Genomic DNA, 25,955 nt, shown 5'->3' on the forward strand with positions numbered 1-25,955 from the left:
CCCATTAGCTGGCTATATTTTTGTTGCTTTTCAATAAAATAATTGCAATTGCTGCAATGATTGCAGGGACACTAATAATCACAAAATTTAATAGATGCGGCAGATTTAGCAATAACAGCATTCCTGCAAGAATTGGCCCTGCAATGGCTCCTGTACGACCAATAGCAGATGCCCAGCCAATACCTGTAGAGTTTGCAACCAGTGGGTAAAACTGAGCAACATAACTATAGAGTAAAATAGATGCACCTTGTATAGAGGCACCTGCAATCGCAACCAGTGTATATAAAATAACTGCTGAGGAATTAAAGCCCAGCGCAATCAATGATAAAGCTGCAATGCAGAATAAACTGATCACCACTGGCTTGATATGAAATTTATCTGCCAACATGCCACTGGTTGTTCCACCAATAATTCCACCTACATTCATTGCCAGTAAAAACAAAATACTTTTACCCAGTGGATAACCAGCGTTATACATCAGTTTGGGTAACCAGCTACTCAAGGCATAAACAATCAATAAACACATAAAGAATGCCACCCAAAATTTAAATGTACCGGCAGCTCTTCCTTCCTGAAACAACACCCGAACTGAACCATAGGATTTTTCTATGGATTCATTTAAAGTGAGTGTGACACCCTGAGAAATTTTAGTTTCTGGGCTAACTTTTGCAATTAAAGCATGTGCTTGATTTGTTTGTTTTTGTTTCACTGAAAAGACCAAAGATTCTGGTAAATATTTCCACATTACAGGTATAAATAACAATGGAATACCTGCAATCATAAACATGATTTGCCAGCCAAATTTTTCTACCAGAACTGAACCAACTAAAGCAGAAATGATCGCACCTACCGCATAACCACAAGACATGATACTGACCATAGTAACCCGCATTTTTTTAGGTGCATATTCAGATGTCAATGCAACTACATTCGGCATAGCTCCGCCAATACCTAATCCAGCTAAAAATCTTAAAATCGCAAATTCTGTAGGCGTTGAAGCAAAGCCGCCCAAAAACGTAAATGTACTCAAAAAGAAAACACTTAGGAGTAATAGTTTTTTACGTCCAAATTTATCAGCCAGAATTCCACATAACAATGCACCACAAAGCATGCCACACATTGCTGTACTGGCCAGCATACCCGCCTGAACCGAACTTAGTGACCATTGTTCCATTAATCTAGGTAAGACCACACCATAAATCACCAGATCATAACCGTCACAAATATTAATTAATGTACACCAGAAGACTACACCAAAATGAAATCTTGAAAATTTTGCATGATTCAGCAAATTATTGACATTAATTGCACCTACAGACATCATTCACCTCCATTGTGAATACGTTCAGGAAAAGCTCTCAAGTCTGATGCACAATATTGTTTCGATATTCAAAAATAATTTTTATGATTAAATCATTAGAAGCAATATATCATCATGCATCAGATCATATATTCAAATGCTAAAAAAGCTTAACAAACCTAAAATTAACTCGCTGATTTTCCTTAAAACCATTTTCTACTTTTATATCTCTACCAACATATAAAATAAGGTTTGTAGTTTTACTGGGTGAATAACTGGTGCCTACCCAAAATTTGGTTTGCTTCATACCATCTGCTTTTACACCATTTCGTTCTGTATCTCCCATATCCGCATAAGAGAGTGCAGCTCGCACATCCCAATTATCTTTTAAGAAATATCGAGTATTGGTCTGAAGCTGAAATCCATTATCCTGTTTTAATTTTCCACCAGTGGCCAATTTATCATTCGTGCCATAGAAAGTTGTATCTCCTATAATTTCCCATGCAACTTTTGGTAAAATCTTTCTGGTATAACTCAATTGTGCAACATATTTATAGCGATTTTCTCCAACATTCAGGTTTTTATCCTGATCATAAGATCCTGTTGGCAAAGCCAAATATTGAGTAAATAAAGCAGAACCTTTAATTGCATCATTTCTATATAAATAAATCCCTTGAGTTAATACCACATCTCCAATACCTGAATCTGATCCCAAAGCTGCACTGTCCTCTTTGGCTTCCATTCTGGCATACGGAATAATTAATTGCGTGGTCATCGGGATATTCTTAAACTTATAATAATGCCCAAATCTAAATAACATCACATCTGAAACCAATTTTTGATTTCCAGCAACTTCCTTATCTCCTGAGTAAAGTTCATCACGTTCTGCATGTTGATAATAATATGCAAAAAAATTAGTGCCCGCAGGTACAGGTCCTATTCCACCAGCATCAACATCCACAGCATATGATGATGAAATCATGCTTGAAAGAGCTAAACTCAAACATGCGTATTTCATGATATTCTTCATTGATTCATCCTTAAAAATCAAACCGACATAACATCCATAATCTTTGATATTTGAATGCAGAATAAAATTGGCATTCAAACTTATGTCCAAATCAACTCTATCGTTATTCTTTGTTTTCTTCTTTTCAAAAATGACGCCTGATTTTCATTTTCGGTAATTATTTTAAATATAATGAGTATGATTTTATTAATAGACAAATTTTTAAAATAATTTAATATATTTAAAAAAATTTGAAATCATATTTGATATAAATTCAAAACTTACCATGATCAACTTTCTGATCCACAAGTAATTTATTCTGATATTCACATTAAAATCACGTAAACTATCCACTATCTTTTCTATGGCAAGCTGCTGTCGTGCTAGTCGAACATTTTATTTTTTCACCAAGCGTTAATTTCTATCGTCTACAACAAGCCATGTCACAATATTTTGGCTTTGTTTTTTTACAGGATCAGGATCAACCCTTTTTTGCCTGTTACCCCAAACAATTACAATTACCGGATGATCAGCAACTCTGGCAGCGACAAGCTGATTTTAGCTATGTCAATCATACGCAGGCTAACATAATAAGCATTCAGTTCAATGGATCTAATCAGCAACAGCAAGCTCTTTCTTTTCAGGGCGGTTATATTGCTTTTATTTCTTATGATTTTGCAGCAGCGCAATGGATTAAGCCAAAACATCCTGTATCTCAGCCCACTATAATCATTGCTGAATATGATCTGATCATTAAACAGGTTCAGGATCAATGGATTTTATTTTGTGATTCAACATTAACCAACCATCCGAAAATTTTACAGCTCATTGAAGTGATTGGACAGGTAACTGTTCCGGAAGTTCCATTATTCACACTAAAACATGCCATGCAAGCTCGATGGCAAAAACAACATTATCAACAAGCTTTTACTCAGGTACAGAACTATTTGCATGCGGGTGATTGTTATCAAATTAATTTAACTCAGGAATTTTTCACAGAGATTCAATCAGGGAAATTATTATCCTTGCTTCCTGAACTTCTGGATTTAACTCAGGCGCCATTTGCAGGATATATTGCTTATGAACAGTTTGAATTATTGAGTTGCTCACCTGAATTATTTATTGAATTTAGTTCAGATGGTAAAATCATTACTCGCCCGATTAAAGGCACTTTACCACGTCATGCCGATCCAAAACAGGATCAAGCATTAAAACAACAATTGTCACAATCAGAAAAAGATCAAGCTGAAAACCTTATGATTGTTGACCTATTACGCAATGATCTGAGTGTTTATGCAAAAACTGGATCGGTCAATGTGCCAAGCTTATTTGAAATTGAAAGTTTTGCACAAGTACACCACATGGTCAGTGAAATTCAAGCCACTTTAAAGCCGAATATCGATCCATGGCAAATGTTATTATCAGCTTTACCGGGTGGCTCAATTACTGGTGCACCAAAAATTCGTGCCATGCAAATTATTGATGAACTTGAAGGTGACGCCCGTGGCGCCTACTGTGGCAGTCTTGGCTATTTTAATTATGATGGTTCAGGACGTTTTAATATTCTGATTCGCAGTTTACAACGTTATCAAAATCAACTCAGTATTTGGGCAGGCGGTGGCATTACGGTGGCATCACAATGTGAAGCTGAATATCAGGAATGTCTGGATAAGGTATCGGCTTTACTTAACTTTATTAATCAACATCAGTAACTTAATTTAAATGCTGCCATGTATTGTCATGACAGCATTCCGATTAAACTTATTTATATAATGCTTTTTAAGCTATCAATTAATCGTTGATTCTGTTCATCCGTACCAACCGTAATCCGCAGAAAGTTGTCAATACGTGGCTTATTGAAATAACGAACAATCACACCTTGCTGTCGCAATTCAACCGCAATTTCAGCCGCAGGCTTATGGGAATGTGACGTAAAGATAAAATTGGCTTTTGATGGTAAAACATTAAAACCCAACTGTTGTAATTGTTCGACTAAAGCTTCACGACTATCAATGACTTTTTGACACTGCGCTGTAAAATAAGCCTGATCTTCGAATGAAGCAACGGCCGCGGCAATGGCTAAACGATCAATTGGATAAGAATTAAAACTATTTTTAACAGCTTCCAGTGCAGCAATCAAATGTGACTGAGCAATCGCATAACCGACACGCAAACCAGCCAGAGAACGTGATTTGGATGTGGTCTGGCAAACCACCAGATTTTCATAGCGATTAACCAAACACACTGCTGATTCTGCACCAAAGTCCACATAAGCCTCATCAATCACAACAACTGAATCACGATTGACCTGTAATAAGGTTTCAATATCTTGTACAGAAATCGCACAACCTGTCGGTGCATTTGGATTAGTAATGATAATACCGCCATTATCCTGCATATAATCTGTAACATTCAGGGAAAAGTCTTCACGCAAGGCAACAGGCTTAATATTGACCAAATCAAAAAACTGACTATATACAGGATAGAAGCTGTAACTAATGTCTGGATAAAGTAATGGTTTTTCCTGCACAAAGAATGCTTTGAAAATATGGGCCAAAACTTCATCTGAGCCATTACCGACAAAAACCTGACTAATCTCAACCTGTTGTTGTGTAGCAATCGCCTGTTTAAGTTGCATCGCATCAGGGTCAGGATAAAGTTTTAAAACGTCTGCCTGATTGACTAAGACTGCCTGTACGGCAGGCACGACCATAGGAGATGGTGGATACGGACTCTCATTGGTATTAAGTTTAAGTAAATTCTGAATTTTAGGTTGTTCACCCGGCACATAAGGTTCTAATTCACGAACCAGTGGACTCCAGAAACGTTTCTGTTGTTCAGTTACAAAGGCCATTTTTTATCTCTGATTAAAATTAACCTCACCTGACCTCCTCTTGATCACAAAGAGAAACTTCATGAGTGATATACATCATGAACACTGTAAAAGCTTTTTCTCTTGCAAAACAAATGTTTTCAGAAAAAATTTCAGGCAAGGTAAATGATATTAATATTTACAAATAACGATAACGCGCTGAACGGGCATGAGCATCCAAATTTTCCTGTTGTGCCAGAATATCCGCTGTTTTCGCCAAAGACTTCACACCGTCCTGTGAACACATAATCAGGCTGGAACGTTTCTGAAAGTCATAAACACCTAAAGGAGATGAAAAGCGCGCTGTTCCAGAGGTTGGCAAGACATGATTTGGCCCTGCACAGTAATCACCAATAGCTTCCGGTGTATAACGTCCCATAAAAATTGCGCCTGCATGACGGATCTGATGACTCATTGCCTCTGCATCATCCAGACAAAGCTCCAGATGCTCCGGCGCAACTTGATTAATCAGTTCAATGGCTTCTGTACGATCTTTTACCAAAACCAAAGCACCACGATTTTTAATTGAAGTTCGAGCAATGTCAGCTTTAGGTAAATTGGCTAAATGTATTTCCACCGCCTCAGCTACAGCATTCAATAGCTGTTCATCCGGTGTAATAAAAATTGCCTGAGCCACAGTATCATGCTCAGCTTGCGATAATACATCCATCGCTAACCATTTGGCATTATTAACACCTTCTGCATAAACCAGAATTTCCGATGGGCCGGCAATCATATCAATTCCAACCTGTCCGAATACCGCACGTTTTGCAGCAGCAACGAAGCGATTCCCAGGTCCAGTAATTTTATCGACCTGTGGAATAGTTTCTGTACCATAAGCCAATGCGGCAACAGCTTGTGCGCCACCAATGGTAAAAACCCGATGTACACCGGCAAGATAAGCCGCAGCCAAAACCAATGGATTTAATTCACCGTTGGGAGCAGGAACGACCATAATGATTTCTTGAACACCGGCAACATGGGCTGGGACTGCATTCATCAACACAGAAGATGGATAAGATGCCAAACCACCCGGCACATAAATCCCAACACGATCCAGTGGCGTAACTTTCTGTCCCAATGTATTGCCCAAAGCATCTACATAAGTCCAGCCATCCTGTTTTTGTGCCTCATGAAATGCCCGAATACGTACTGCTGCCATTTCTAGTGCTGCACGAACGTCTTTGTCCAAATCATCAAATGCTGCTTTTAATTGTTGTTGGGAAACTTCCAGATCCGAAAATTGATGCGCAGGATGTCGATCGAACTGTTGAGTGAGTTTTAATACATGTGCATCACCGTATAATCGTACATCGGCAATAATCTGATCTACAGTTTTTAAAAGTTCAGGATCACTCACTGTTTCAAAAGCCAGCAAATCAGCGAAGACCTGCTTAAAGTTTTGCTCTTGAGTCGATAAACGTCGCATCAATTTACCCACAAAGTTATTTAGGAAACAATTAGTTTACCTTGTTTAAGACAATTATGGGCAAGATAAATTTATCAAATTTGTCTGGTTTTATAGAAAATTACTTTTAAGTCGATAAGAAGTTTCTTTTAAGTACTCACATCCGGATGATCCCAATCACTGTCTTGTTGAATAAGCCAGTTCAATGCACCATGACGTTCAACAACAACTGATGCATTTAAATTCGCAGGTGCTGGCTGCTGTTTCAAACGAGCATTTACACATGCCCAGTCATATCGGTAAATCAAATCGGCCTGATCCAGAATATCTTCAATATTCCGCAGTTTTACTTTTGCCATAAATTCAGCCAGAGATTCACAGGAAGACACAGCCTGAATAGCAAAATCACAATCTATGGTGTGATCAGGATAATCTAGTTCATCCACAATTCCCAGCGCCCACAATAAAACCCAATAAGCCTCATATTTCCAGATCATATTAATCACATCTTGAGCAGAAGCCTGATCATTAAAAATTGCCAACTCTTTAAATGTTAGCTCATTTTTGACCACAAATTTATTTAGTAAAGTGTCAATAAATTCTTTGGTCTCTGCATCATATTGTTGATTGTTTATATCACAGGCAATCTGAATCATCAGTAAACAGCTTATGGCTCGCTTGGCGATATTATCTACTGATCGCAATACAACTTCATCTGACGATTCAATACAGGGAAGCCAATCAATATAAGGAATATTGTTTTGTTTCAATTTTAAAATGGATTGTTGTTTACGCTGCTCTGGATTTTTCATTTTGATTAAACGAATACGATGAAAAATTCTTTTTAACACGAATAACATATTTGGCAATTTAGGAGTTTTGTTAAATCTATTATTAACATATAAAAAATCGCCAACTGAGGACGATTTTTTATATGTTGAGATTTAATCTTTGCCATAAAAAATGAGAAAAATTATGGCTTAATACGACAATCAGTGAAGCCAATATGAGTGGTATATTGACAAGCTGTTTAATGCAGCAATCAGTCTAATTTAGCTATTTTTATGCAAAAATAGAACATAAGCGTCTTTATTTAAAGTTCCAATTTAATGTGCAATTCATTCTCAACACACCTCAGTAACTTTAATTGTTATTGACGTTGTTCCACTGCTTTTTCAAGCTGGCTAAGGATCGGATTTAATATCGCATGTTTACGTTTAAAACTGGCCTTATTCACGATTAATCGTGAAGATACCTTGCAAATTTCTTCCAGTGGCTCAAGACCATTTGCTCGTAAAGTATTACCAGTATCTACCACATCAACAATATAATGTCCCAAGCCAACAAGTGGTGCAAGCTCCATTGAACCATACAGCTTAATCACATCAACCTGTTCACCACGGCTAGCATAATATTGACGGGTCAAATTGACATATTTAGTCGCGATACGTAAACGTCCTTGAGGTTTAATCATACCGACTTTTCCCGCAGTCATTAATTTGCAATTGGCAATTTTTAAATCTAGCGGCTCATAGACATTTTCCGAACCATATTCCATCAGAACATCTTTGCCTGCCACACCAAAATCTGCTGCCCCATGTTCGACATAAGTGGGGACATCACTGGCACGTAGAATCAAAATCCGTACATTTGGATTTGTAGTTGGAAAAATGAGTTTACGAGATTTTTCAGGATCTTCAAGCAATTCAATACCAGCTTCAGCAAGTAAAGGCAGAGTTTCTTTTAAAATCCGTCCCTTACTGAGTGCCAAAGTTAATCCATGATCAAAATTCCCCATGATGGCATTTTCACTTTGTGAATTTGCATCTTGTTGTTGCATGACTTATTCGCCTTTAATTCTTTGAATATCTGCACCAAGTGCTTGCAGTTTTGTTACGATATTTTCATAACCACGGTCTATGTGATAAATACGATCAACCACGGTTTCACCTTCTGCGGCAAGAGCAGCAATAACCAAAGAAAATGATGCCCGTAAATCTGTTGCCATCACTGGAGCGCCTTGTAATTTCTCAACACCCGTAATCACGGCATCATTGCCTTCGACCTGAATATTAGCACCCATACGGCACAATTCAGGAACATGCATAAAGCGATTTTCAAAAATGGTTTCTGATACCGTAGCAAAACCACGACCAATAGCATTTACCGCCATCAGTTGTGCCTGCATATCTGTGGGAAATTCTGGATGCGGTAAGGTACGGAAACTCACTGCTTTTGGACGTTTTCCAAGCATATCCAACTCAATCCAGTCATCCCCACGTGTGACTTCTGCACCCATTTCTTCAAACTTATCCAGTACCGCTTCCATTAAATCTGGATCAGTATGTGTCGTTCTAACTTTCCCACCAGTAATAGCTGCTGCAGCCAGATAAGAACCCGTTTCGATACGATCTGCTACCACTGCATGCTCACAACCATGTAATTGCTCTACACCTGTGACCACTAAAGTATCTGTATCGATTCCTGTAATTTTTGCACCCATTTTATTGAGCATATTGACCAAATCTGTGATTTCCGGTTCCCGTGCGGCATTGCGGATGGTTGTGATGCCATCAGCCAATACTGCTGCCATCAGAATATTTTCCGTACCACCTACTGTCACCATATCAAAGACGACTTCACCACCTTTTAAACGACCATTAACCTTGGCATGAACATAACCGGCTTCAACTTCGATTTCGGCGCCTAGTGCTTCCATGGCTTTTAAATGTTGATCGACTGGACGTGAACCAATCGCACACCCACCCGGCAAGGAAACTTTGGCCTGACCATAACGTGCCAATAATGGACCAAGTACCAAGATAGATGCCCGCATCGTTTTTACCAATTCATAAGGGGCAAATTGATTTTGTAAAGTGCTGGTATCGACCTTGACAGTGTCACCTTCATAACTGATGGTTACCCCCAAGCCTGCAATCAGCTTAATCAAGGTATTGACATCCTTGAGATTTGGTACATTGGTAATGGTAATAGGCTCATCGGTCAAAATGGTGGCGGCCAACAAAGGCAAAACCGCATTTTTTGCACCAGAAATTCTAACGCTGCCATTTAAAACATTACCGCCACGAATTAAAAATTTATCCATGTATTGTTACACTCCAAACATGCTAGCTTTACGCCATTCTTCAGGCGTCATGGCACGAATGGTTACGGCATGGACAACACCAGATGCAATATGTTCATTTAGAGGCGCATAAACAGCCTGTTGGCGAGCCACAGTTCTTTTGCCTTCAAATCCGGCATCGACAATACGCAAATCAAATTTACCTGCCTGACCTGTAACAACAATCTCGGCTTGCGGAAATGCTTGCTGTAATATTTGTGAAAGCTGATCACTATTCATTGCTGTGGTCTCTAAATCATCTAAGTCAACGACTAATAAAGCCGCCTAGTTTACTATAAGTTTGAATCAGACTACAAAATCTCTATAAAAATAAATAAGGGTGCTTCAAATTGCACCCTTATTTATGACTTGGATCATCAGGCAACAAGTTTTGCAGCCTTATGACGCTCTAACTGACGGCGGACTTTTTCAGCCAAAATATTAATGGCCTGATACATATCATCGGCGGAAGCCTGCGCGAATAATTCTTTGCCTGGCAAACGCAAAATGATTTCAGCACTATGATTGTCCTGCCCTTTATGGCTGCGGGATGTTAAACGATGATCTTTTTGTAATTTCACCTGCATACTACAAATTTGATCAAGATGTTTGGTTAACTTGGAAAATTGTATTGTTATTTTTTCTTCAATCGCAGGTGTGATTGCTAAATGATGTCCACGAATGGTTATTTGCATGTTACGCCTCCCATGATTGTGATGGTCAAACAAATCAAATGACAAAATACGTTGAATACACTTTGCAAATGATCAATTCATCATACTAGATTGCTAGTTAAATCTGTACTTCATGTACACTTCTAAATAATCATATCCCTGCGCTTAAATCAAGATTTTTCGATCTGAAGATGATGGAATATTTAAAGACTCACGATACTTGGCAACGGTACGCCTTGCCACATCAATCCCCTCTTCTTGTAACATTTTGGCAATCGTATTGTCTGACAATGGTTTTTTAGAGTTTTCAGCAGCGATCAGTTTTTTGATCATTGCCCGAATGGCTGTTGACGAACACTCTCCTCCAGTTGCGGTACCCACATGACTGGAAAAGAAATACTTTAATTCAAACAAACCACGCGGAGTCAAAATATATTTATTGGTCGTAACTCGTGAAACAGTGGATTCATGCAATTCCACCTCATCTGCAACATCCCGAAGTACTAAAGGTTTCATCCCTTCCGGACCAATTTCAAAGAAATCTCGTTGATGTTCAACAATACACGTCGCTACTTTCAATAATGTCTTATGTCGCTCATCAATACTTTTAATAAAATTTTTGGCTTCCAGCATCTGATTTTTTAGATACTGATTATCATCACTTTGGTCTGCTCTTTTAATTAGTCCTGCATAATATGGATTGACCCGTAATTTTGGCAAAATATCTGGATTTAAAAACACATGCCAGCGATCGTTTTTTTTCTGTAAGATTACGTCAGGTGTTTGATATTCCTGCTCCTTACTTTGAAATTGTGCACCGGGTGCTGGGTCAAATGATTTCAGCAAAGTCATGGCATGTTTAAGCTGTTCAAGGCTTAACTTGGTTTGCTTCATTAAACGGTTAATATCATTGGCCATTAATAGATCGGCATGCGCTAGCAGTGCATGTGCATTGGCTTTTAGTTGTAAATTTTGATGATAAGTTTCTAATTGTATTGACAAGCATTCCACAAGATTACGACAAGACACACCAACCGGATCCAGTCGTTGAATATATTTGAGAACCACCACCACTTCGGCCAACTCAAGTTCTTCTTCAATGCCAGCTTGTGTCAGCAAATGCTGCGCTGCTGTCAGAATTTCTTCAATTTCACAATCAAGATAACCTCGTTCATCTAACGCATCTACAATACAATAAGCGATCATTTGTTCGATTTTTGATAGATGTAATAGATTAATTTGCCAGAGTAAATGATCACTTAGGCTTTCTGTACCACTGCGATTATCTTCACGTTCTTCGTATTCAGGTGTTGCCAATGCAGTAGGCTGATGTGTATAAATTTCATCCCAATCGGTATCCACAGGAAGATCATCAGGAATTAATTCATTTTGATTATATTCTTCATGACTAGATTGATCGGTATCATGGTCATTCGCCGAAGAAGTTTCTTTAAAATCATCATCTATTGCTTCTAGCAGTGGATTACTATCAAGCTGATTCTGGATTTCCTGCTCAAGTTCTAGTGATGAAAGCTGCAAGAGTTTGATCGCTTGCTGTAGCTGAGGTGTTAGCGATAAAGTATTCGCAACTTTTAGACCTACAGATAGTTTCATAAATATACTCTACATCAGGATTTGTGGTTAGCAAATATCGTGCCTTTTTAGCATGGTAACTACAAAATTTAGCAAAAGCAACGCATCAACCTAAATTTACCTATCTGGCTTATTAGATCTTTTTTCTAATTATTTTAATTTAATAGATTTTACATCACATACTATTTCAGAATATTTCATTTATCATTTTGATGCACTTTCATAAGTAAATTCTACACGATCCGCACAAAGCACAACATTTCCATCCAATAGGTCATGTTAGCCTGAATAAGTAATTTTTAATTGACTGATAACAAGGATATTCAAGATGACAAAAAAAGCATTATTCATTACCAGTAATTCAGGTGTAGAACATGATGAACTTATTAAACCTTTTGAATTTTTACAATCTAAAGGTATTGAAAGTATTTTAGCGGCCATCAAATCTGAAGATATTTATACTGTAAAAAATGATACTGATCCCAGCACAAGTTACTCGCCACAGACGACTTTACAAAAAGTAACTCCTGATGATTATGATATTTTGATTATTCCTGGTGGAACCGTGAATGCTGATCAATTGAGAATTGATACTGATGCACAAAAAATTGTGCAATATTTTACAGATCAAGGTAAACCTATTGCTGCCATTTGCCATGCACCATGGATTTTGATTAATGCCGAACGTATAAAAGATAAGCATCTTACTTCTTACCTGTCGATTCAACTAGATTTAATTCATGCGGGAGCTCACTGGCATGATGAAACAGTGCATCGCTGCATCACCAATAACTGGCCTTTAATTACCTCCCGTAATCCCAATGATATTCCTTATTTCAATCAAGCCATTCTGGATGAATTAGAAAAATAATCAGTTCATGCTTACCAAAATTTAAACAACGATGTTGTGACTTAAAACAAGCTTGTTGAAGTTTCTTCAATGATTTTTCAACAAGCTTTTATGATTCAGGCATAATATTATCCATGAATGGATAACATGTAAGTTATGAGTCACCCATGAAAAGATCAAATACACTGTTAAAAAAAATTGCTCGTGGCATTTCGGTCACATCAACCATCACTGCAAGCACTTTTCTTCATGGCCCACCTGTTCTGGCTCTTGGCTTGACCAAATTGTTTGCCCAATCAAAAAAAATTGATGAAACCAATATTAAAATTACCAATAGTTGGCTAAATATAAATAATTGGTTAATTGATCACGTTTTACCGGAAACAAAATGGGATATTCATATTGATGAACAATTAGATTTAAATATGCAAGGGCGCTATTTAATGATTTGTAATCATCAAAGTTGGGTGGATACTACGGTCAATCAATATTTCGGGGTAAGTCGTATGCCCTTGACACGTTTTTTTACCAAATGGGAACTTATTTTCATTCCGTTTGTAGGGCCGGCATTTAAAATTTTAGGCTTTCCAATGATGAAACGACATAGCAAAGCCGAAATTGCAAAAAATCCAATACTTAAACAACGCGATATGGAAGAAGCACGCCAAGCCTGTGAACAATTATTAACCCAACCATTTACTCTGCTCAATTATCTGGAAGGTACACGTTTTACTGTAGAAAAACATCAGTCACAACAATCACCTTATCAACATCTGCTTAAACCTAAGGCAGGCGGGTTAGCTTTAGCTTTACATATTCTGGGAAATCAGATTGATGCATTGGTAGATATGACGATCGTCTATCCTGATAGCATTCCGGGCTATGGTGAATTCTGGCTTGGAGATGTGCCACGCATTGCCGTAGACTTGCGTAAAATTACATTACCTGATTGGATCAATGAGGCAAATTATGAAGATGATGCAGAGTATCGTCAAAAATTTCAGCACTGGGTTGACCAAATCTGGCAGGAAAAAGATCAACGTATTAGTCTGATGAAGCAACGTTTACAACAGTCCTCGCTGAACTAGGATATCGTCTATCATGCAGAACCCGAAACCATCTCATCCACTTTTGAAAAATATTGATCACACCACATGGCAATGGAAAGTTTTTCTAATTTATGATGCTCTAATGATGTTATTGATTGTCTGTAACCTGCTTACCTTACTGGTTCAGGCATTCATTCTCAGTGGATTTGGCGCATGGATCACCGAGTTATTGCATTTATCGACCTTCCGCTCACATTACATTCAAGTCTGGTATCCGATTGTAAACACCATTGATTTTTACTTTATTTGCTATTTGATTGCAGAACTGGCTGCACGCTGGTTATTTTCAATCATTGCCAACCACCATCGTCGCTGGTGGTTTTTCCCTTTTATCCATTGGTATGAAGTTCTTGCTATTATCCCCATGTTCAGATTCTTACGTTTGGCACGTGCCGGTATTATTGCCTATCGTTTGCATGAACTGGGTTATCAAGTTGTTCCTGGAAAAATTATCCGTCAAGTGAAATTTTATTATGATGTCGTAATGGAAGAATTAACTGATCGTATTGTACTCACAGTAATTAAAGGTGTGGAAAATGAACTGGATACCAGCACCACACATCATCAAAGAATTCATGCCATTATCGATCATCATCGTCAACCTTTTGCGCAAGCGCTTGCAGAAATTTTACAACTTTCTGTTGCACAAACTTTGGCAAAGCAGCAACAATTGATAAGTAATGACATTGGTCAAATTGTAAATCAGGCTATTATCGATACACCGGAATTAAAACAATTATTAAGTGTAATGCCAATTATAGGACATAAACTTGAGCAACAGATTCAATCGATTGGACAACGTATCGGCGAGAATATAACAACTGGTATTGTTGATCGTTTTTCCCGCCAACCCAATCCAGCCAGCACAGCCAATCCATTACTCACAGAAATTTCGGATCAAATCAGCCAGACACCGCTTGATACTGCTCAAATTGATCAATTGATAGAATCAATTGTACGAGAAAGTTTTATTGGTATTCGGGAACAAGTAAAAATTAAGCAATGGCAACAGAAATTGGATAAAAATACCGATTCTATAAGCAACTCTGTGTAAAATAAGCCATTGTACTGGTACTTCATGCGAATTTAAATTAGCATGTGTGACTACAAATAATTTCAAACAAGTTTAACTATTGAAGCAATAAGGATTCATCATGGCAGATATTCGTATCACAGGACGGATGGTCAATTTTTCAAGACTGACTTTTGACACCAATGATCTCGATCATATCCGCCAACAATTGATCCAATTACTGGCTACTGACGATTACACTGGTACACTGGTCATTATTGATAGTAGTGTGACACAAGAATTGATTGCCCTCATCCAGCTATTGATTGAATTTAAGCTACAACCAATGGCAGTCATTGATGGTCTACTTGGTGATGATGCGCGTGCGATTCAATTTCCGGTTTTACCCCCAGATCAACCAGTACAACGTATTAAAGCCACCTCAAAAGTGGTACAGCAACCTACACCTAGCACTGAACCAACTGCAATCACAGAAACAGAAATATTAGTTCCTGTCAGCACAGCACAACATGCCACGATTTACCATGATGAAATTTTACGTACTGGACAAAGTCTGGTTGAAGACAATGGCGATATCATTTTGACTGCCAGTATGAATAGTGGTTCAGAAGTGATTGCATCAGGTAATATTTTTATTTATGGAACAGCTCGTGGACGAGTAATTGCTGGCGCCAGTGGGGAGCAAACAGCTCGTATTTTTTGCCAATCATTAGAAGCCGAATTGATTTCGATTGCAGGAACATATTGTGTTGCAGATGACATTCCCAAGGAATATTTAAAACAAGCTGTGCAAATTCATCTAAATAACAATCAAGAACTTGAATTTGCCCTATTATCCATTTAAGGTAAGTTAAATTTTAGCAATAGCCCATAGGGCAATAAAGTCCAAACAGGAGTATATTCGGTGGCCAAAATTGTTGTCGTAACTTCCGGCAAAGGCGGAGTAGGTAAAACCACTACCAGTGCTTCATTTGCAACTGGCTTAGCGCTTCGAGGTCATAAAACCGTTGTCATCGATTTTGATGTAGGCTTACGTAATCTTGATTTGATTATGGGCTGTGAACGCCGTGTTGTTTACGATTTTGTCAATGTCATTAATAACGAAGCACGTTTACAACAAGCATTGATTCGTGATAAAGACATCGATAATTTATATATTTTACCTGCCTCCCAGACCCGTGATAAAGATGCGCTTACGGATGACGGAGTACAACGTGTTATTGATGAATTATCAGAAGAATTTGATTACATCATCTGTGACTCCCCTGCAGGTATTGAGCGTGGTGCCATTCTTGCAATGTACCATGCAGATGAAGCGATCATTGTAACCAATCCGGAAATTTCGTCGGTACGTGACTCTGATCGCATTATTGGTATGCTAGATAGCAAAACCAAAAAAGTAGAACAAAAAGAAGGGCGTATACGTAAACACTTATGTATTACCCGCTTTAATCCAGAACGAGCTGATCGTCAGGAAATGCTAACAATTGAAGATATTTCAGAAGATATCCTGCGTATTCCAACATTAGGCGTCATTCCAGAATGTCCAAGTGTATTGCAGGCATCAAACGAAGGTAAACCTGTTATTCTTTATACTGAAGCTAAAGCCGGTCAGGCCTATGATGACTTAGTCGCTCGTTTCCTTGGTGAAGAGCGCCCTTATCGTCACATCAAAGCGCAACCTAAAGGTTGGTTAGCTCGTTTATTTGGAGCATAAAATGGCAGGATTCTGGAGTAGACTTTTTAGTGCAGACGACAAGCATAGTAGTGCACAAACCGCAAAAGATCGCCTGAAAGTAATTGTCGCATCTGAGCAAGGTCTAGGACGTCGGTTAAGTCAGGATAAAATCAACCAGATGAAAAAAGAAATTCTTCAGGTTGTCAGTCGCTATGTCCGAGGCGTTGATGAAAATAACATCAATATGTCGGTACGTTCTGAAGCAAATATCGAAATGCTGGAAATGAATATTAATTTACCTGAAGATAAATAAACATTCTTTTTGGCAATTTCTGTAACGAATGGCAAAGTAGAAGGAAGTAAGATTTGTCTTACCTCTTCTGCAATAAAGCACAAAGCGCTATTTTCAATCAAAAAAGTAGTGCTTTTTTGCCATGAGATTATTTTGCGCTTTTAAATTTTGAGGAAACAAATATGGCAGTTTCTCAACCTGCTACCTTTAATGAAGAATGGTCTGATGATCGTGTATTTGCTTATCTAAATCATCTTCCACCAGAAGGTGTAAATGCCGATTATCATATCCTTTATAATGCGTTTAAACACATGCGCCCACATGATTATGAGCGGCTTCTTACAAAATTCGTCGCAGACGGTCATGATGTTCATGCAACCAACCCAGAAGGGCAAACCATTAAAGATGTGATTTCCCAATATCCACGTCAAAAAGATGGTTTTCTGGAAGTACTGGCAAAATTTCTATAACTCAGTATCAAATTTAAAAGTAAAATATAGCCTGATAAACAGGCTATATATTCAAAATAATAAGATAGATCATGTTATTTCAATAATATATATCGAATATTAATTTTGTATTTTCATAATTTTTTCACAAAAAAAATCTGACTAAACACCTAAAGATCTTGATTACTTTAAATATTTTAAAGATATCAGTGATTACCAATTAGGTATACACCTAATGCGGTAAATAATCCACCAGATATTCCATCAATCCACTTTGCTGAATTTTCATAAGCCAGTTTAAACTTAGGTAATGAAAAAATAAAGGCAACCAAGCTAAACCACAATAATGTTTCCACAGATACAATAATAAATAATAATGAATGCCACTGATCTAATGCTGGATTAGTTAAGAAAACTGAAAATATACTACCAAAATAAATAATAGCTTTAGGATTAGATATATTGGTTAAAAATCCTTTCAAAAAATAAAGCCATGCAGATGTTGGCATATCAACTGTCGGAGCTTGCTGAAATGTATTTTCTTTCTTAGTAAAAGCAGAACGTAATAATTTATAGCCTAACCAACATAGATATAACCCACCTAACACCAGCATAATATGTTTTAACCAGCTCATTTTTTCAAAAATAATATTTAATCCCATTAATGCGAGTAATGCCCATACCATGACACTGGCAGTAACACCTAAAGCTACAATAAAACTATCTTTACGACTACGGCTAATTGCAGTTTGGGACACAATCAAAAAATCTGGTCCTGGTGTAATCAATGCACAAAACTGAATAAAAGCTAATGTGCACAATGCAATCAACATATCTTCATTCCTATTTTTAAACTTAAAACAGCTAAACTAAAATATCCCGTTTCCCATTTGGTCCCATCGGACTAACCAGTCCGTTTTCTTCCATTTGGTCAACGATACGGGCTGCACGATTATAACCTAAACTGAATTTACGCTGTAATGAAGAAACAGAAACTTTGCGACTTTCCAGTACAAATGCTACACATTGATCATATAAGGCATCACGACTTGGATCACTGTCGCCAGAATCAAAACCAGCACTTGATCCGCCCTCTTCATCAAATGGTGTAAGAATCTCGTCAATATAATTCGGTGAACCACGTTCACGCCATGCATCACAAATACGATTGACTTCATCATCAGAAATGAATGCACCATGTACACGTTCAGGTTCAATTTTACCTGGTCCTAGAAACAACATATCACCATGACCAAGCAAATCCTCTGCACCCCCTGCATCCAGAATAGTACGTGAGTCAATTTTTGAGTTGACACGTAATGCCACACGGGTTGGAATATTGGCCTTAATTAATCCAGTAATGACATCTACAGAAGGTCGCTGTGTTGCCAATAACAAATGTATTCCTGCAGCACGAGATTTTTGTGCCAGACGTGTAATCATTTCTTCGGCTTTTTTGCCCACCTGCATGATCATATCAGCAAATTCATCAGCAACAATCACAATCATCGGTAATGGTTGCAAGCGTGGTGCTCGATCTTGTGTTGCAGAATCATTTGGTTTCCATGTTGGATCTATTAAATCCTCACCTCGTGCCAACGCTTCTTCAACCTTACGATTATAATCAGTAATTTTACGAATTTTAAGAAAAGACATCAGTTTATAACGGCGTTCCATTTCATTAACACACCAGTTCAAGGCACTCACTGCATCTTTCATATCAGTGACAACAGGTGTTAACAAATGTGGAATATCATTATAATTTGCTAATTCAAGTTGTTTAGGATCAATTAAAATTAAACGCAATTGATCCGGTGTATATTTGAGCAGCATGGATAAAATCATGGCATTGACTGCAACCGATTTACCAGAACCAGTAGTTCCAGCAACCAGCATGTGCGGTGCTTTGGCCAGATCGGTTAATACTGGATGTCCAGAAATATCCTTACCCATGGCCATACTAATCAAACCTGTAGGATCACGATAAACTGGTGTTTCAAGCAACTCGATTAAACGCACCATTTCCCGAGCGCTATTTGGCACTTCAATACCAATGTAAGGTTTTCCGGGAATGACTTCTACCACACGAACAGATGCCATCGACATGGATCGTGCTAAATCACGCGAAATATTGGTAACTTTCGATGCTTTAACTCCAGGCGCTAAATCCAGTTCAAAGCGAGTAACAACTGGACCAGGCTGTGCTTCTACAACTTTGGCCTTAACATTAAAATCCTGTAATTTGATTTCAAGCAATTCTGATAATCGTGTTAACTGTTCGGCAGTAAAATTTACTTTCTTATTCGGATCAACACGATCCAACATGTCAAGACCAGGTAAGGCAGATAAGTTTCTGCGTTTTTCTACGACTTGAAAAGCACGAGATACAGGTCGACCTGATGCATCAGTTAAAGGTGCATCCAAATCCTCCCAATCCTGCTCCTCATCAGGTTTACCAGCTGTTTCCTGCCATGCCTCAATAAATGCTTCCTTACTTAACGGTTTATTGGTTGAATTCTTATTTTCTTGAGCTTTATCGAATAATTGATCAAATTGATCAATATCCAATTCTGCAAAATCATTAATCTCTGTGACTTTAGATGAGAAATTCTCTGGCAAATCAATATCTATAGTAGATGTCAAAGCAGTCATTGGCTTAGTTTTTTGTTCATTTGGTACAGCAGCCAATAATTCATCAAACACCTGATCATCTGTCCAATCCAGAAGACTTTCTTTTTTTTCTTGATTAACATCATCATTCGCAGCCAGAATAGAAGTTTCTACTTCATTATGTTGTTGTAAATGTCGATCTGCTTCTGCAATGAGTTGTTCAATTGCATCATGAGAATCAGATGATGGCATAGCAATAATCGGTTCAATCGAAACTACTTCATCAATAGATTCAGGAGAAGTTTGCTTTTTATCTTCAATAGTTTGCCGTTTTATATCAGAGGCTTTCCAGACCTCACCAGTATGTACCACCGAATTTTCAGCTTCTTGTATTTTTGCAATAATGGTTTCCGTCGCAACAGTCGATACAGGCTGTTTAACAATTTTTTTCTCAATTTCACGCAGTTGTTGTTCTTCTTTAGTTGCTTCATACAAACTTTGTGAAGATTCTACTTGTTCAAGTTCACGATGTTCCTGCGCTACATTTTCTGTTTTAGTTTTTGCTCCATAATGTTTTTTATCCAGAGTTAAATCATAATCCTCTACATCTGCTGGTACATTTTTATAAAATAAATCCTGTAAATATCCCGGAATAGCACTTAATAATGTTTTTGTTTTTAACCATTCAATTTTAAATGCCAGCGTCCACAATACAACACTAAAAGCAATCAGAAAAATTATTGCGCCAATCTGAGTTAATACTGATGATAAGCTTTTGGCAATTTCATAACCAATAACACCGCCTGATGCATTAATTAATGAGTCACTGGGTACATTCCAGAAAAAATATAATAATGCAGCAGTAGTAATTAAAATAAAAAATTGTGAAGCATAACGGAATGGGTGTGTTAAATAACTACGAGGCCACCAAACCTGAATTGCTTCAATAAACATAAATATTGGTAATAAAACGGCTGCCCAGCCAAACAAACCATAAAGCATATCGGCAACCCATGCACCGGCAATTCCACTGGCATTACTTACCTGTTGCGTATCACTTGATACATGCATCCAGCCTGGATCAAATGGTGTATAAGTGACGGTCGCTAAAAAAAGATAAATGCCAAACGACACCAAAAAAATGGTACTTAACACACGTTGTGCATAATTACCGCTAACTACACTCATCGATTATCCTATTATTGATTTACCACTTAAAATAAGCCTGAACGACACAATTGATTATTCGTCCTATATTATGCACTGCTTCAAATAGAAAATCTTGTTACTTTATATGAATAGCGCACTTTCACTCAAAAATAACACAAATCGAGAATATCTATTGCTCTGATCAAAATTACATGACAAAAGTCCCCTCCTCTCCTGTCAAATTTCACGTATAATTTTAACAGTTGAAAATTTATCTCAATGTAAGGAATAAACATGAGCGCCCGTCACTCAAGACTCATTATTTTAGGTTCAGGTCCAGCAGGATATAGTGCTGCGGTTTATGCTGCTCGTGCCAACTTAAAACCACTATTAATTGCTGGCATGCAACTTGGGGGCCAATTAACCACCACAACAGAAATTGATAACTGGCCGGGTGGCGAAGAAGGTTTAACCGGCCCTGCACTCATGGAGCGTATGCAAGCCCACGCTGAACGTTTTGGCACAGAAATTTTATATGATCACATTAATGAAGTGGACTTAAAGACTCGTCCTTTTGTCTTAAAAGGAGACATGGGAGAATACACTTGTGATGCACTCATTATCGCAACTGGAGCAACCGCGCAATATTTAGGCCTTGAATCTGAACAAAAATTTATGGGCCAAGGTGTGAGTGCCTGTGCAACATGCGATGGTTTCTTTTATAAAAACCAGAATGTTATGGTGGTCGGTGGTGGAAATACGGCAGTAGAAGAAGCGCTTTATCTTTCCAATATTGCAGGGCACGTTACACTAGTGCATCGCCGTGATAGCTTACGTTCAGAAAAAATTCTTCAAGATCATTTATTCGCTAAAGAAAAAGAAGGTAAAATTTCAATTATCTGGAATCATCAAGTCGATGAAGTGTTGGGTGATCAGACAGGTGTTACTGGCGTACGTTTAAAATCAACGCAGGATCAATCAACGCAAGAAGTTGCTGTACAAGGCTTCTTTGTTGCGATTGGTCATAAACCTAATACCGACATTTTTCAGGATCAATTACAGCTTAAAGACGGTTATATCGTGGTGCAAAGTGGCCTGAATGGTAACGCTACAGCAACCAGTGTTGCAGGAGTATTTGCCGCAGGTGACGTTGCAGATCATGTTTATCGTCAAGCCATTACTTCGGCAGGTTCGGGCTGTATGGCTGCCCTAGATGCCGATGCATATCTTGACCAACATTAATCACAGAGCCGCAAGGCTCTTTTTTATTTACTTAAATTAATATGAACTTTGATAGTATTTACGATTTTCCTGATCCGGAACAAGTTGACCCTGATGGTCAGGGCTTAATTTGTATCGGTGGTGATTTAACACCAGCAACATTACTTCATGCCTATAGTCAAGGTCTATTTCCTTGGTTTAATGAAGATGAACCTATTTGCTGGTGGTGTCCAGAACCACGCTGCATCATTGAACCACAGACATTTAGGCCAAGTAAAAGCCTGATTCGCAACATGAAAAAATACAATTATCAAGTGCGTATTGATCAAGCATTTGCACAAGTCATCCAAAACTGTGCGGCACCAAGAAGTTATAGTCAGGCAACTTGGATTAGCTCACGCATTATTGAGAGCTATATCCAGCTACACCAACTTGGTTATGCTCACAGTATTGAAATCTGGGATGAAAAAGAATTAATTGGTGGTCTATATGGAATTAGCCTAGGACAAGGTTTCTTTGGTGAATCTATGTTTAACCACCGTACAGATGCTTCTAAAATGGCATTTTATAGTCTAATGCTATTATGTGCCCAACAAAACTGTCCGTGGGTTGATTGCCAATTACCTAATGACCATCTTATGAATCTGGGAGCAACCACCACTAGCCGTAAAAGTTTTCTAAAATCGTTACAAAACGTTATAAATAAACCAAATATAGATTGGAAACTCTACCAAAACAGTGTATTTTCAACCTATGATATTGCTATAAAGAATAACTTAAACGGCTAGAGGTTGGGTTTAAGGCATGAAATCATATACACCTCCGATAACGCCTTTGGATGATTTACAGTACTACATCACGCCACCGCATGATTGTAGCTACTTAACTCATCGCTCTGCTCGTATGGTTTTTCTAGATCCGGTACAGCGTATAGATACAGTGACCTTATCTGAATTGTCTCGCTCAGGTTTTCGTCGTAGTGGTGATTTTATTTATCGCCCTGAATGTCATCTATGTCGACAATGCCTTACTGCACGAATTCCTGTACATCTATTCGAAGCAAACAGTAGCCAAAGAAAGGCGATTAAACGCAATAATGACTTGCGTATCACAATTACACCAACAATAAAAGCACAAGACTATCATTATACACTTTACGAACGCTATATTCGTTTACGTCATCATGATGGTGATATGTATCCTCCTTCACGTGATCAATTTGAGAAATTTTTAGTTCATAGCTGTGCAGAAAGCTTCTTTTTAGAATTATGGAAAGATGATCAACTCATGAGTGTCGCAACCTGTGATCAATTAGATGATGGATTGTCAGCGGTCTACACTTTTTTTGAGCCTGAAGAACATCGTCGTAGCCTTGGTGTCTACTCAATTTTAAGTCAAATTGAATATGTTAAATCGCAGGGATTAGATTATCTATATTTAGGCTATTGGGTTCCTCATTCTGCAAAAATGACATATAAAATTCAATATACGCCACTTGAAGTCCTGCTTGATGGGCAATGGTTAAGATTTTCCCATCATCTAACCCAGGAAGAAGTTGAACAAATTGGCACCTCATTAATCAATACTTTCCCAAGTCGCGTGAATAAATAGACGAATGGTCACAGTACTTATCATTTTCACCTAATTATCATTCCTTTGTGCAAAAGCCAATATAAAAGTTTTTGCATAAACTTGATATATAAATATTTTAAGAAGAAAATTGAAAAATGTTGGCATTCAACATATTCACCATAATAATCGCATGTTCTTTTTTATGATTCGCAGTAGGATAGTAATTTTTACGCATATCAATTTGATGAAATCCGGTCTTTTCATATAATTTAATTGCAGCCTGATTGCTCTCACGTACTTCAAGAAAAATTTGAGAACATTTTTCACCTAAACGATTGATTGCAGCCTCAAGTAATGTGAAGCCAAGTCCTTGTCCCTGAAATTCGGGATCTATCGCCATTAACAATAAGTTCGCTTCATCCAGTACAGGCTGCATAATACAAAATCCCACAACCCTTTGATAATTTTCGATCACTGTACACTGATAACTTTGCAAACTGTCTATAAATTGATTTTTTGTCCATGGATGATACTGAACTTGTTGTTCTATATTGATCACAGATTCAAGATCAATTTTTTGCATTGGACGAATGTTTATCATATTTTAATCAATATTAGATCAAGTAAAGATGCTGCTAAGTATATAGACATCAATACATAAAATTGAATATTTTTTTAAATTATTTAAAACTGAAAATAAATCACATATTTTAAAAATTCACTTAAAATAATCACAATAATACTTATTTTAAGAAAAATATAATGTGTTAAAACAAATTCAAATAAATTTTATTAATTTATTAATAATACCTAAAAATAATACCAATATACACAAAATTAATGCTGAAGTAACTTATTGTTTCACATTGTTTTATTTTATCAATACTCTCTATTTTAAAATAAAAATCAATGGTACATTTCTTTTGCTCAAAATTAGATTAAATATCAAGATGCCATTTATAAATTGATAGTTAATCAATTTTATTTTGAGTATGAGAATACTTAGATATCCTAAGTATAAGCATTGTGTAAAATGATAGGATAGATTATGAATCTTTTAAAAAATACTGCTTTGATTGGTGCCATTTCAATTGCAGCATTTGCTGTAACAGGTTGTGCAAGTACCCATGACTCCCAACCCGCTGATGATGCTGCTACAACTCAGACTGCTCCAGCTCCAGTAGAAAGCCAACCAGTAGCATCAGCTCAACCTACTGATAGCTATGCTCCAGCAAGTGATATCCAATCAACTGATCCAAGTCAAGCAACCAGTGCCGATAGTTCTGTACAATAATTACTCATATAAATCCTCACTTCTGTGAGGATTTATATAAATCAATATCCAATCCTTTAAATCTATCAAAATCATATTTAGTAATTTATTTAGAACGCAACAATATATTCATAAATTTTCAATATTATTTAGATAAAAAATATCTAAAATGATTTAATGCTTATCAATTATTTTATTATTAATGCAATCCTAAATATACAAATATCTAAGTCCACATTAATAGCACGGTATCATTTTTTATTATTGATAATAAAAAAACGCCCCAAAGTGGGGCGTTTTTTAATAGCATAAAGTGATTATGCAGTTACTTTAGCAACTACACCCGCACCTACAGTACGACCACCTTCACGGATTGCAAAGCGTAAACCAGCATCCATTGCGATTGGGTGGATTAATTCTACTGACATTTCTACGTTGTCACCAGGCATTACCATTTCCACACCTTCTTTTAACTGGATTGCACCAGTAACGTCAGTTGTACGGAAATAGAACTGTGGACGGTAACCATTTAAGAATGGTGTATGACGACCACCTTCTTCTTTAGAAAGTACATATACTTCTGCATCGAATTTGGTATGTGGTTTGATTGTGCCCGGTTTAGCCAATACCTGACCACGTTGTACTTCTTCACGTTTTGTACCACGAAGTAACACACCACAGTTTTCGCCTGCACGACCTTCGTCTAGCAACTTACGGAACATTTCTACGCCAGTTACTG

General features: G+C 37.5%; 26 protein-coding genes. 12 read left to right on the forward strand and 14 right to left on the reverse strand.

Annotated features, from left to right (window positions below; genetic code table 11):
- Window positions 1-4: 4 nt before the first annotated feature.
- Both F4V57_RS04780 and F4V57_RS04785 read right to left on the reverse strand, forming a co-directional pair.
- Window positions 5-1,321: an MFS transporter gene (locus F4V57_RS04780; protein ID WP_070069549.1), complete on the reverse strand. Its 1,317-nt coding sequence runs from the start codon at window positions 1,319-1,321 to the stop codon at window positions 5-7.
- A gap of 139 nt (window positions 1,322-1,460) precedes the next feature.
- The gene (locus F4V57_RS04785; RefSeq protein WP_227515674.1) at window positions 1,461-2,282 is read right to left on the reverse strand and encodes a transporter; all 822 of its coding nucleotides are present in this window, start codon (window positions 2,280-2,282) and stop codon (window positions 1,461-1,463) included.
- A gap of 407 nt (window positions 2,283-2,689) precedes the next feature.
- Here F4V57_RS04785 and F4V57_RS04790 point away from each other — a divergent pair, with 407 nt between their 5' ends.
- Window positions 2,690-4,021 carry an anthranilate synthase component I family protein gene (locus F4V57_RS04790; protein ID WP_070069548.1) on the forward strand — a complete coding sequence of 444 codons (1,332 nt, stop codon included), beginning with the start codon at window positions 2,690-2,692 and terminating at the stop codon, window positions 4,019-4,021.
- Window positions 4,022-4,074: 53 nt separating this feature from the next.
- Here the strand turns inward: F4V57_RS04790 and hisC are convergent, their stop codons facing one another.
- The 8 genes from hisC to F4V57_RS04830 all read right to left on the reverse strand — a co-directional run bounded on the left by hisC (window position 4,075) and on the right by F4V57_RS04830 (window position 12,001).
- The gene (gene hisC, locus F4V57_RS04795) at window positions 4,075-5,163 is read right to left on the reverse strand and encodes a histidinol-phosphate transaminase (RefSeq protein WP_070069547.1); all 1,089 of its coding nucleotides are present in this window, start codon (window positions 5,161-5,163) and stop codon (window positions 4,075-4,077) included.
- Window positions 5,164-5,320: 157 nt separating this feature from the next.
- Window positions 5,321-6,622: a histidinol dehydrogenase gene (hisD, locus tag F4V57_RS04800; protein ID WP_081409186.1), complete on the reverse strand. Its 1,302-nt coding sequence runs from the start codon at window positions 6,620-6,622 to the stop codon at window positions 5,321-5,323.
- A 116-nt stretch (window positions 6,623-6,738) separates the two neighbouring features.
- On the reverse strand, window positions 6,739-7,401 hold the full coding sequence (locus tag F4V57_RS04805) for a DUF4272 domain-containing protein (protein ID WP_070069565.1): 663 nt from the start codon (window positions 7,399-7,401) through the stop codon (window positions 6,739-6,741).
- 338 nt (window positions 7,402-7,739) lie between these two features.
- Complete coding sequence (gene hisG / locus F4V57_RS04810; RefSeq protein ID WP_070069545.1) at window positions 7,740-8,429, reverse strand: ATP phosphoribosyltransferase; 690 nt, start codon at window positions 8,427-8,429, stop codon at window positions 7,740-7,742.
- Window positions 8,430-8,432: 3 nt separating this feature from the next.
- Window positions 8,433-9,695, reverse strand: a complete 1,263-nt coding sequence (gene murA / locus F4V57_RS04815) for a UDP-N-acetylglucosamine 1-carboxyvinyltransferase (RefSeq protein ID WP_070069544.1) — start codon at window positions 9,693-9,695, stop codon at window positions 8,433-8,435.
- Between the two features lie 6 nt (window positions 9,696-9,701).
- Window positions 9,702-9,953 carry a BolA family iron metabolism protein IbaG gene (ibaG, locus tag F4V57_RS04820; protein ID WP_070069543.1) on the reverse strand — a complete coding sequence of 84 codons (252 nt, stop codon included), beginning with the start codon at window positions 9,951-9,953 and terminating at the stop codon, window positions 9,702-9,704.
- A 137-nt stretch (window positions 9,954-10,090) separates the two neighbouring features.
- The gene (gene hpf, locus F4V57_RS04825) at window positions 10,091-10,408 is read right to left on the reverse strand and encodes a ribosome hibernation-promoting factor, HPF/YfiA family (protein ID WP_070069542.1); all 318 of its coding nucleotides are present in this window, start codon (window positions 10,406-10,408) and stop codon (window positions 10,091-10,093) included.
- A gap of 144 nt (window positions 10,409-10,552) precedes the next feature.
- On the reverse strand, window positions 10,553-12,001 hold the full coding sequence (locus tag F4V57_RS04830; protein ID WP_070069541.1) for an RNA polymerase factor sigma-54: 1,449 nt from the start codon (window positions 11,999-12,001) through the stop codon (window positions 10,553-10,555).
- 307 nt (window positions 12,002-12,308) lie between these two features.
- Between F4V57_RS04830 and F4V57_RS04835 the strand changes: the two genes are divergently transcribed.
- The 7 genes from F4V57_RS04835 (at window position 12,309) to F4V57_RS04865 (ending at window position 17,412) form a co-directional block, all read left to right on the forward strand.
- A complete protein-coding gene (locus F4V57_RS04835) occupies window positions 12,309-12,851 on the forward strand; it encodes a type 1 glutamine amidotransferase domain-containing protein (protein WP_070069540.1) in 543 nt (180 codons plus the stop codon).
- Window positions 12,852-12,997: 146 nt separating this feature from the next.
- Complete coding sequence (locus F4V57_RS04840) at window positions 12,998-13,918, forward strand: acyltransferase (protein ID WP_070069539.1); 921 nt, start codon at window positions 12,998-13,000, stop codon at window positions 13,916-13,918.
- Window positions 13,919-13,931: 13 nt separating this feature from the next.
- On the forward strand, window positions 13,932-14,993 hold the full coding sequence (locus tag F4V57_RS04845; protein WP_070069538.1) for a hypothetical protein: 1,062 nt from the start codon (window positions 13,932-13,934) through the stop codon (window positions 14,991-14,993).
- Between the two features lie 100 nt (window positions 14,994-15,093).
- Complete coding sequence (minC, locus tag F4V57_RS04850) at window positions 15,094-15,816, forward strand: septum site-determining protein MinC (protein ID WP_070069537.1); 723 nt, start codon at window positions 15,094-15,096, stop codon at window positions 15,814-15,816.
- Between the two features lie 60 nt (window positions 15,817-15,876).
- Window positions 15,877-16,689, forward strand: coding sequence for a septum site-determining protein MinD (minD, locus tag F4V57_RS04855; protein WP_070069536.1), 813 nt, complete (start codon window positions 15,877-15,879; stop codon window positions 16,687-16,689).
- A 1-nt stretch (window position 16,690) separates the two neighbouring features.
- Complete coding sequence (gene minE / locus F4V57_RS04860; RefSeq protein ID WP_070069535.1) at window positions 16,691-16,963, forward strand: cell division topological specificity factor MinE; 273 nt, start codon at window positions 16,691-16,693, stop codon at window positions 16,961-16,963.
- A gap of 161 nt (window positions 16,964-17,124) precedes the next feature.
- Entirely contained in the window at window positions 17,125-17,412 is a 288-nt protein-coding gene (locus F4V57_RS04865; RefSeq protein ID WP_070069534.1) for a PA4642 family protein, read from the forward strand.
- A 185-nt stretch (window positions 17,413-17,597) separates the two neighbouring features.
- Here F4V57_RS04865 and F4V57_RS04870 read toward each other — a convergent pair whose 3' ends face one another.
- Both F4V57_RS04870 and F4V57_RS04875 read right to left on the reverse strand, forming a co-directional pair.
- Window positions 17,598-18,224: a LysE family transporter gene (locus F4V57_RS04870; protein WP_070069533.1), complete on the reverse strand. Its 627-nt coding sequence runs from the start codon at window positions 18,222-18,224 to the stop codon at window positions 17,598-17,600.
- A 31-nt stretch (window positions 18,225-18,255) separates the two neighbouring features.
- Window positions 18,256-21,189 carry a DNA translocase FtsK gene (locus F4V57_RS04875; RefSeq protein WP_070069532.1) on the reverse strand — a complete coding sequence of 978 codons (2,934 nt, stop codon included), beginning with the start codon at window positions 21,187-21,189 and terminating at the stop codon, window positions 18,256-18,258.
- A 255-nt stretch (window positions 21,190-21,444) separates the two neighbouring features.
- Here F4V57_RS04875 and trxB point away from each other — a divergent pair, with 255 nt between their 5' ends.
- The 3 genes from trxB to F4V57_RS04890 are packed head-to-tail and all read left to right on the forward strand — an operon-like array spanning window position 21,445 to window position 23,982.
- Entirely contained in the window at window positions 21,445-22,392 is a 948-nt protein-coding gene (gene trxB / locus F4V57_RS04880; RefSeq protein ID WP_070069531.1) for a thioredoxin-disulfide reductase, read from the forward strand.
- Between the two features lie 41 nt (window positions 22,393-22,433).
- Complete coding sequence (gene aat, locus F4V57_RS04885; RefSeq protein ID WP_070069530.1) at window positions 22,434-23,159, forward strand: leucyl/phenylalanyl-tRNA--protein transferase; 726 nt, start codon at window positions 22,434-22,436, stop codon at window positions 23,157-23,159.
- A 16-nt stretch (window positions 23,160-23,175) separates the two neighbouring features.
- Entirely contained in the window at window positions 23,176-23,982 is an 807-nt protein-coding gene (locus tag F4V57_RS04890; protein ID WP_070069529.1) for an arginyltransferase, read from the forward strand.
- Between the two features lie 97 nt (window positions 23,983-24,079).
- Here the strand turns inward: F4V57_RS04890 and rimI are convergent, their stop codons facing one another.
- The gene (gene rimI / locus F4V57_RS04895; protein WP_070069528.1) at window positions 24,080-24,544 is read right to left on the reverse strand and encodes a ribosomal protein S18-alanine N-acetyltransferase; all 465 of its coding nucleotides are present in this window, start codon (window positions 24,542-24,544) and stop codon (window positions 24,080-24,082) included.
- A gap of 447 nt (window positions 24,545-24,991) precedes the next feature.
- On the opposite strand from rimI, the gene F4V57_RS04900 reads away from it, so the two are divergent.
- Window positions 24,992-25,237 (forward strand): hypothetical protein, encoded by a 246-nt coding sequence (locus F4V57_RS04900; protein ID WP_150330540.1) that lies wholly within the window; start codon window positions 24,992-24,994, stop codon window positions 25,235-25,237.
- A 296-nt stretch (window positions 25,238-25,533) separates the two neighbouring features.
- Here F4V57_RS04900 and F4V57_RS04905 read toward each other — a convergent pair.
- On the reverse strand, window positions 25,534-25,955 hold a 422-nt coding region (locus F4V57_RS04905; protein ID WP_150330541.1), incomplete at its 5' end, for an EF-Tu C-terminal domain-related protein.

The sequence above is a fragment of the Acinetobacter qingfengensis genome (assembly GCF_008693185.1).
Taxonomy (GTDB): domain Bacteria; phylum Pseudomonadota; class Gammaproteobacteria; order Pseudomonadales; family Moraxellaceae; genus Acinetobacter; species Acinetobacter qingfengensis.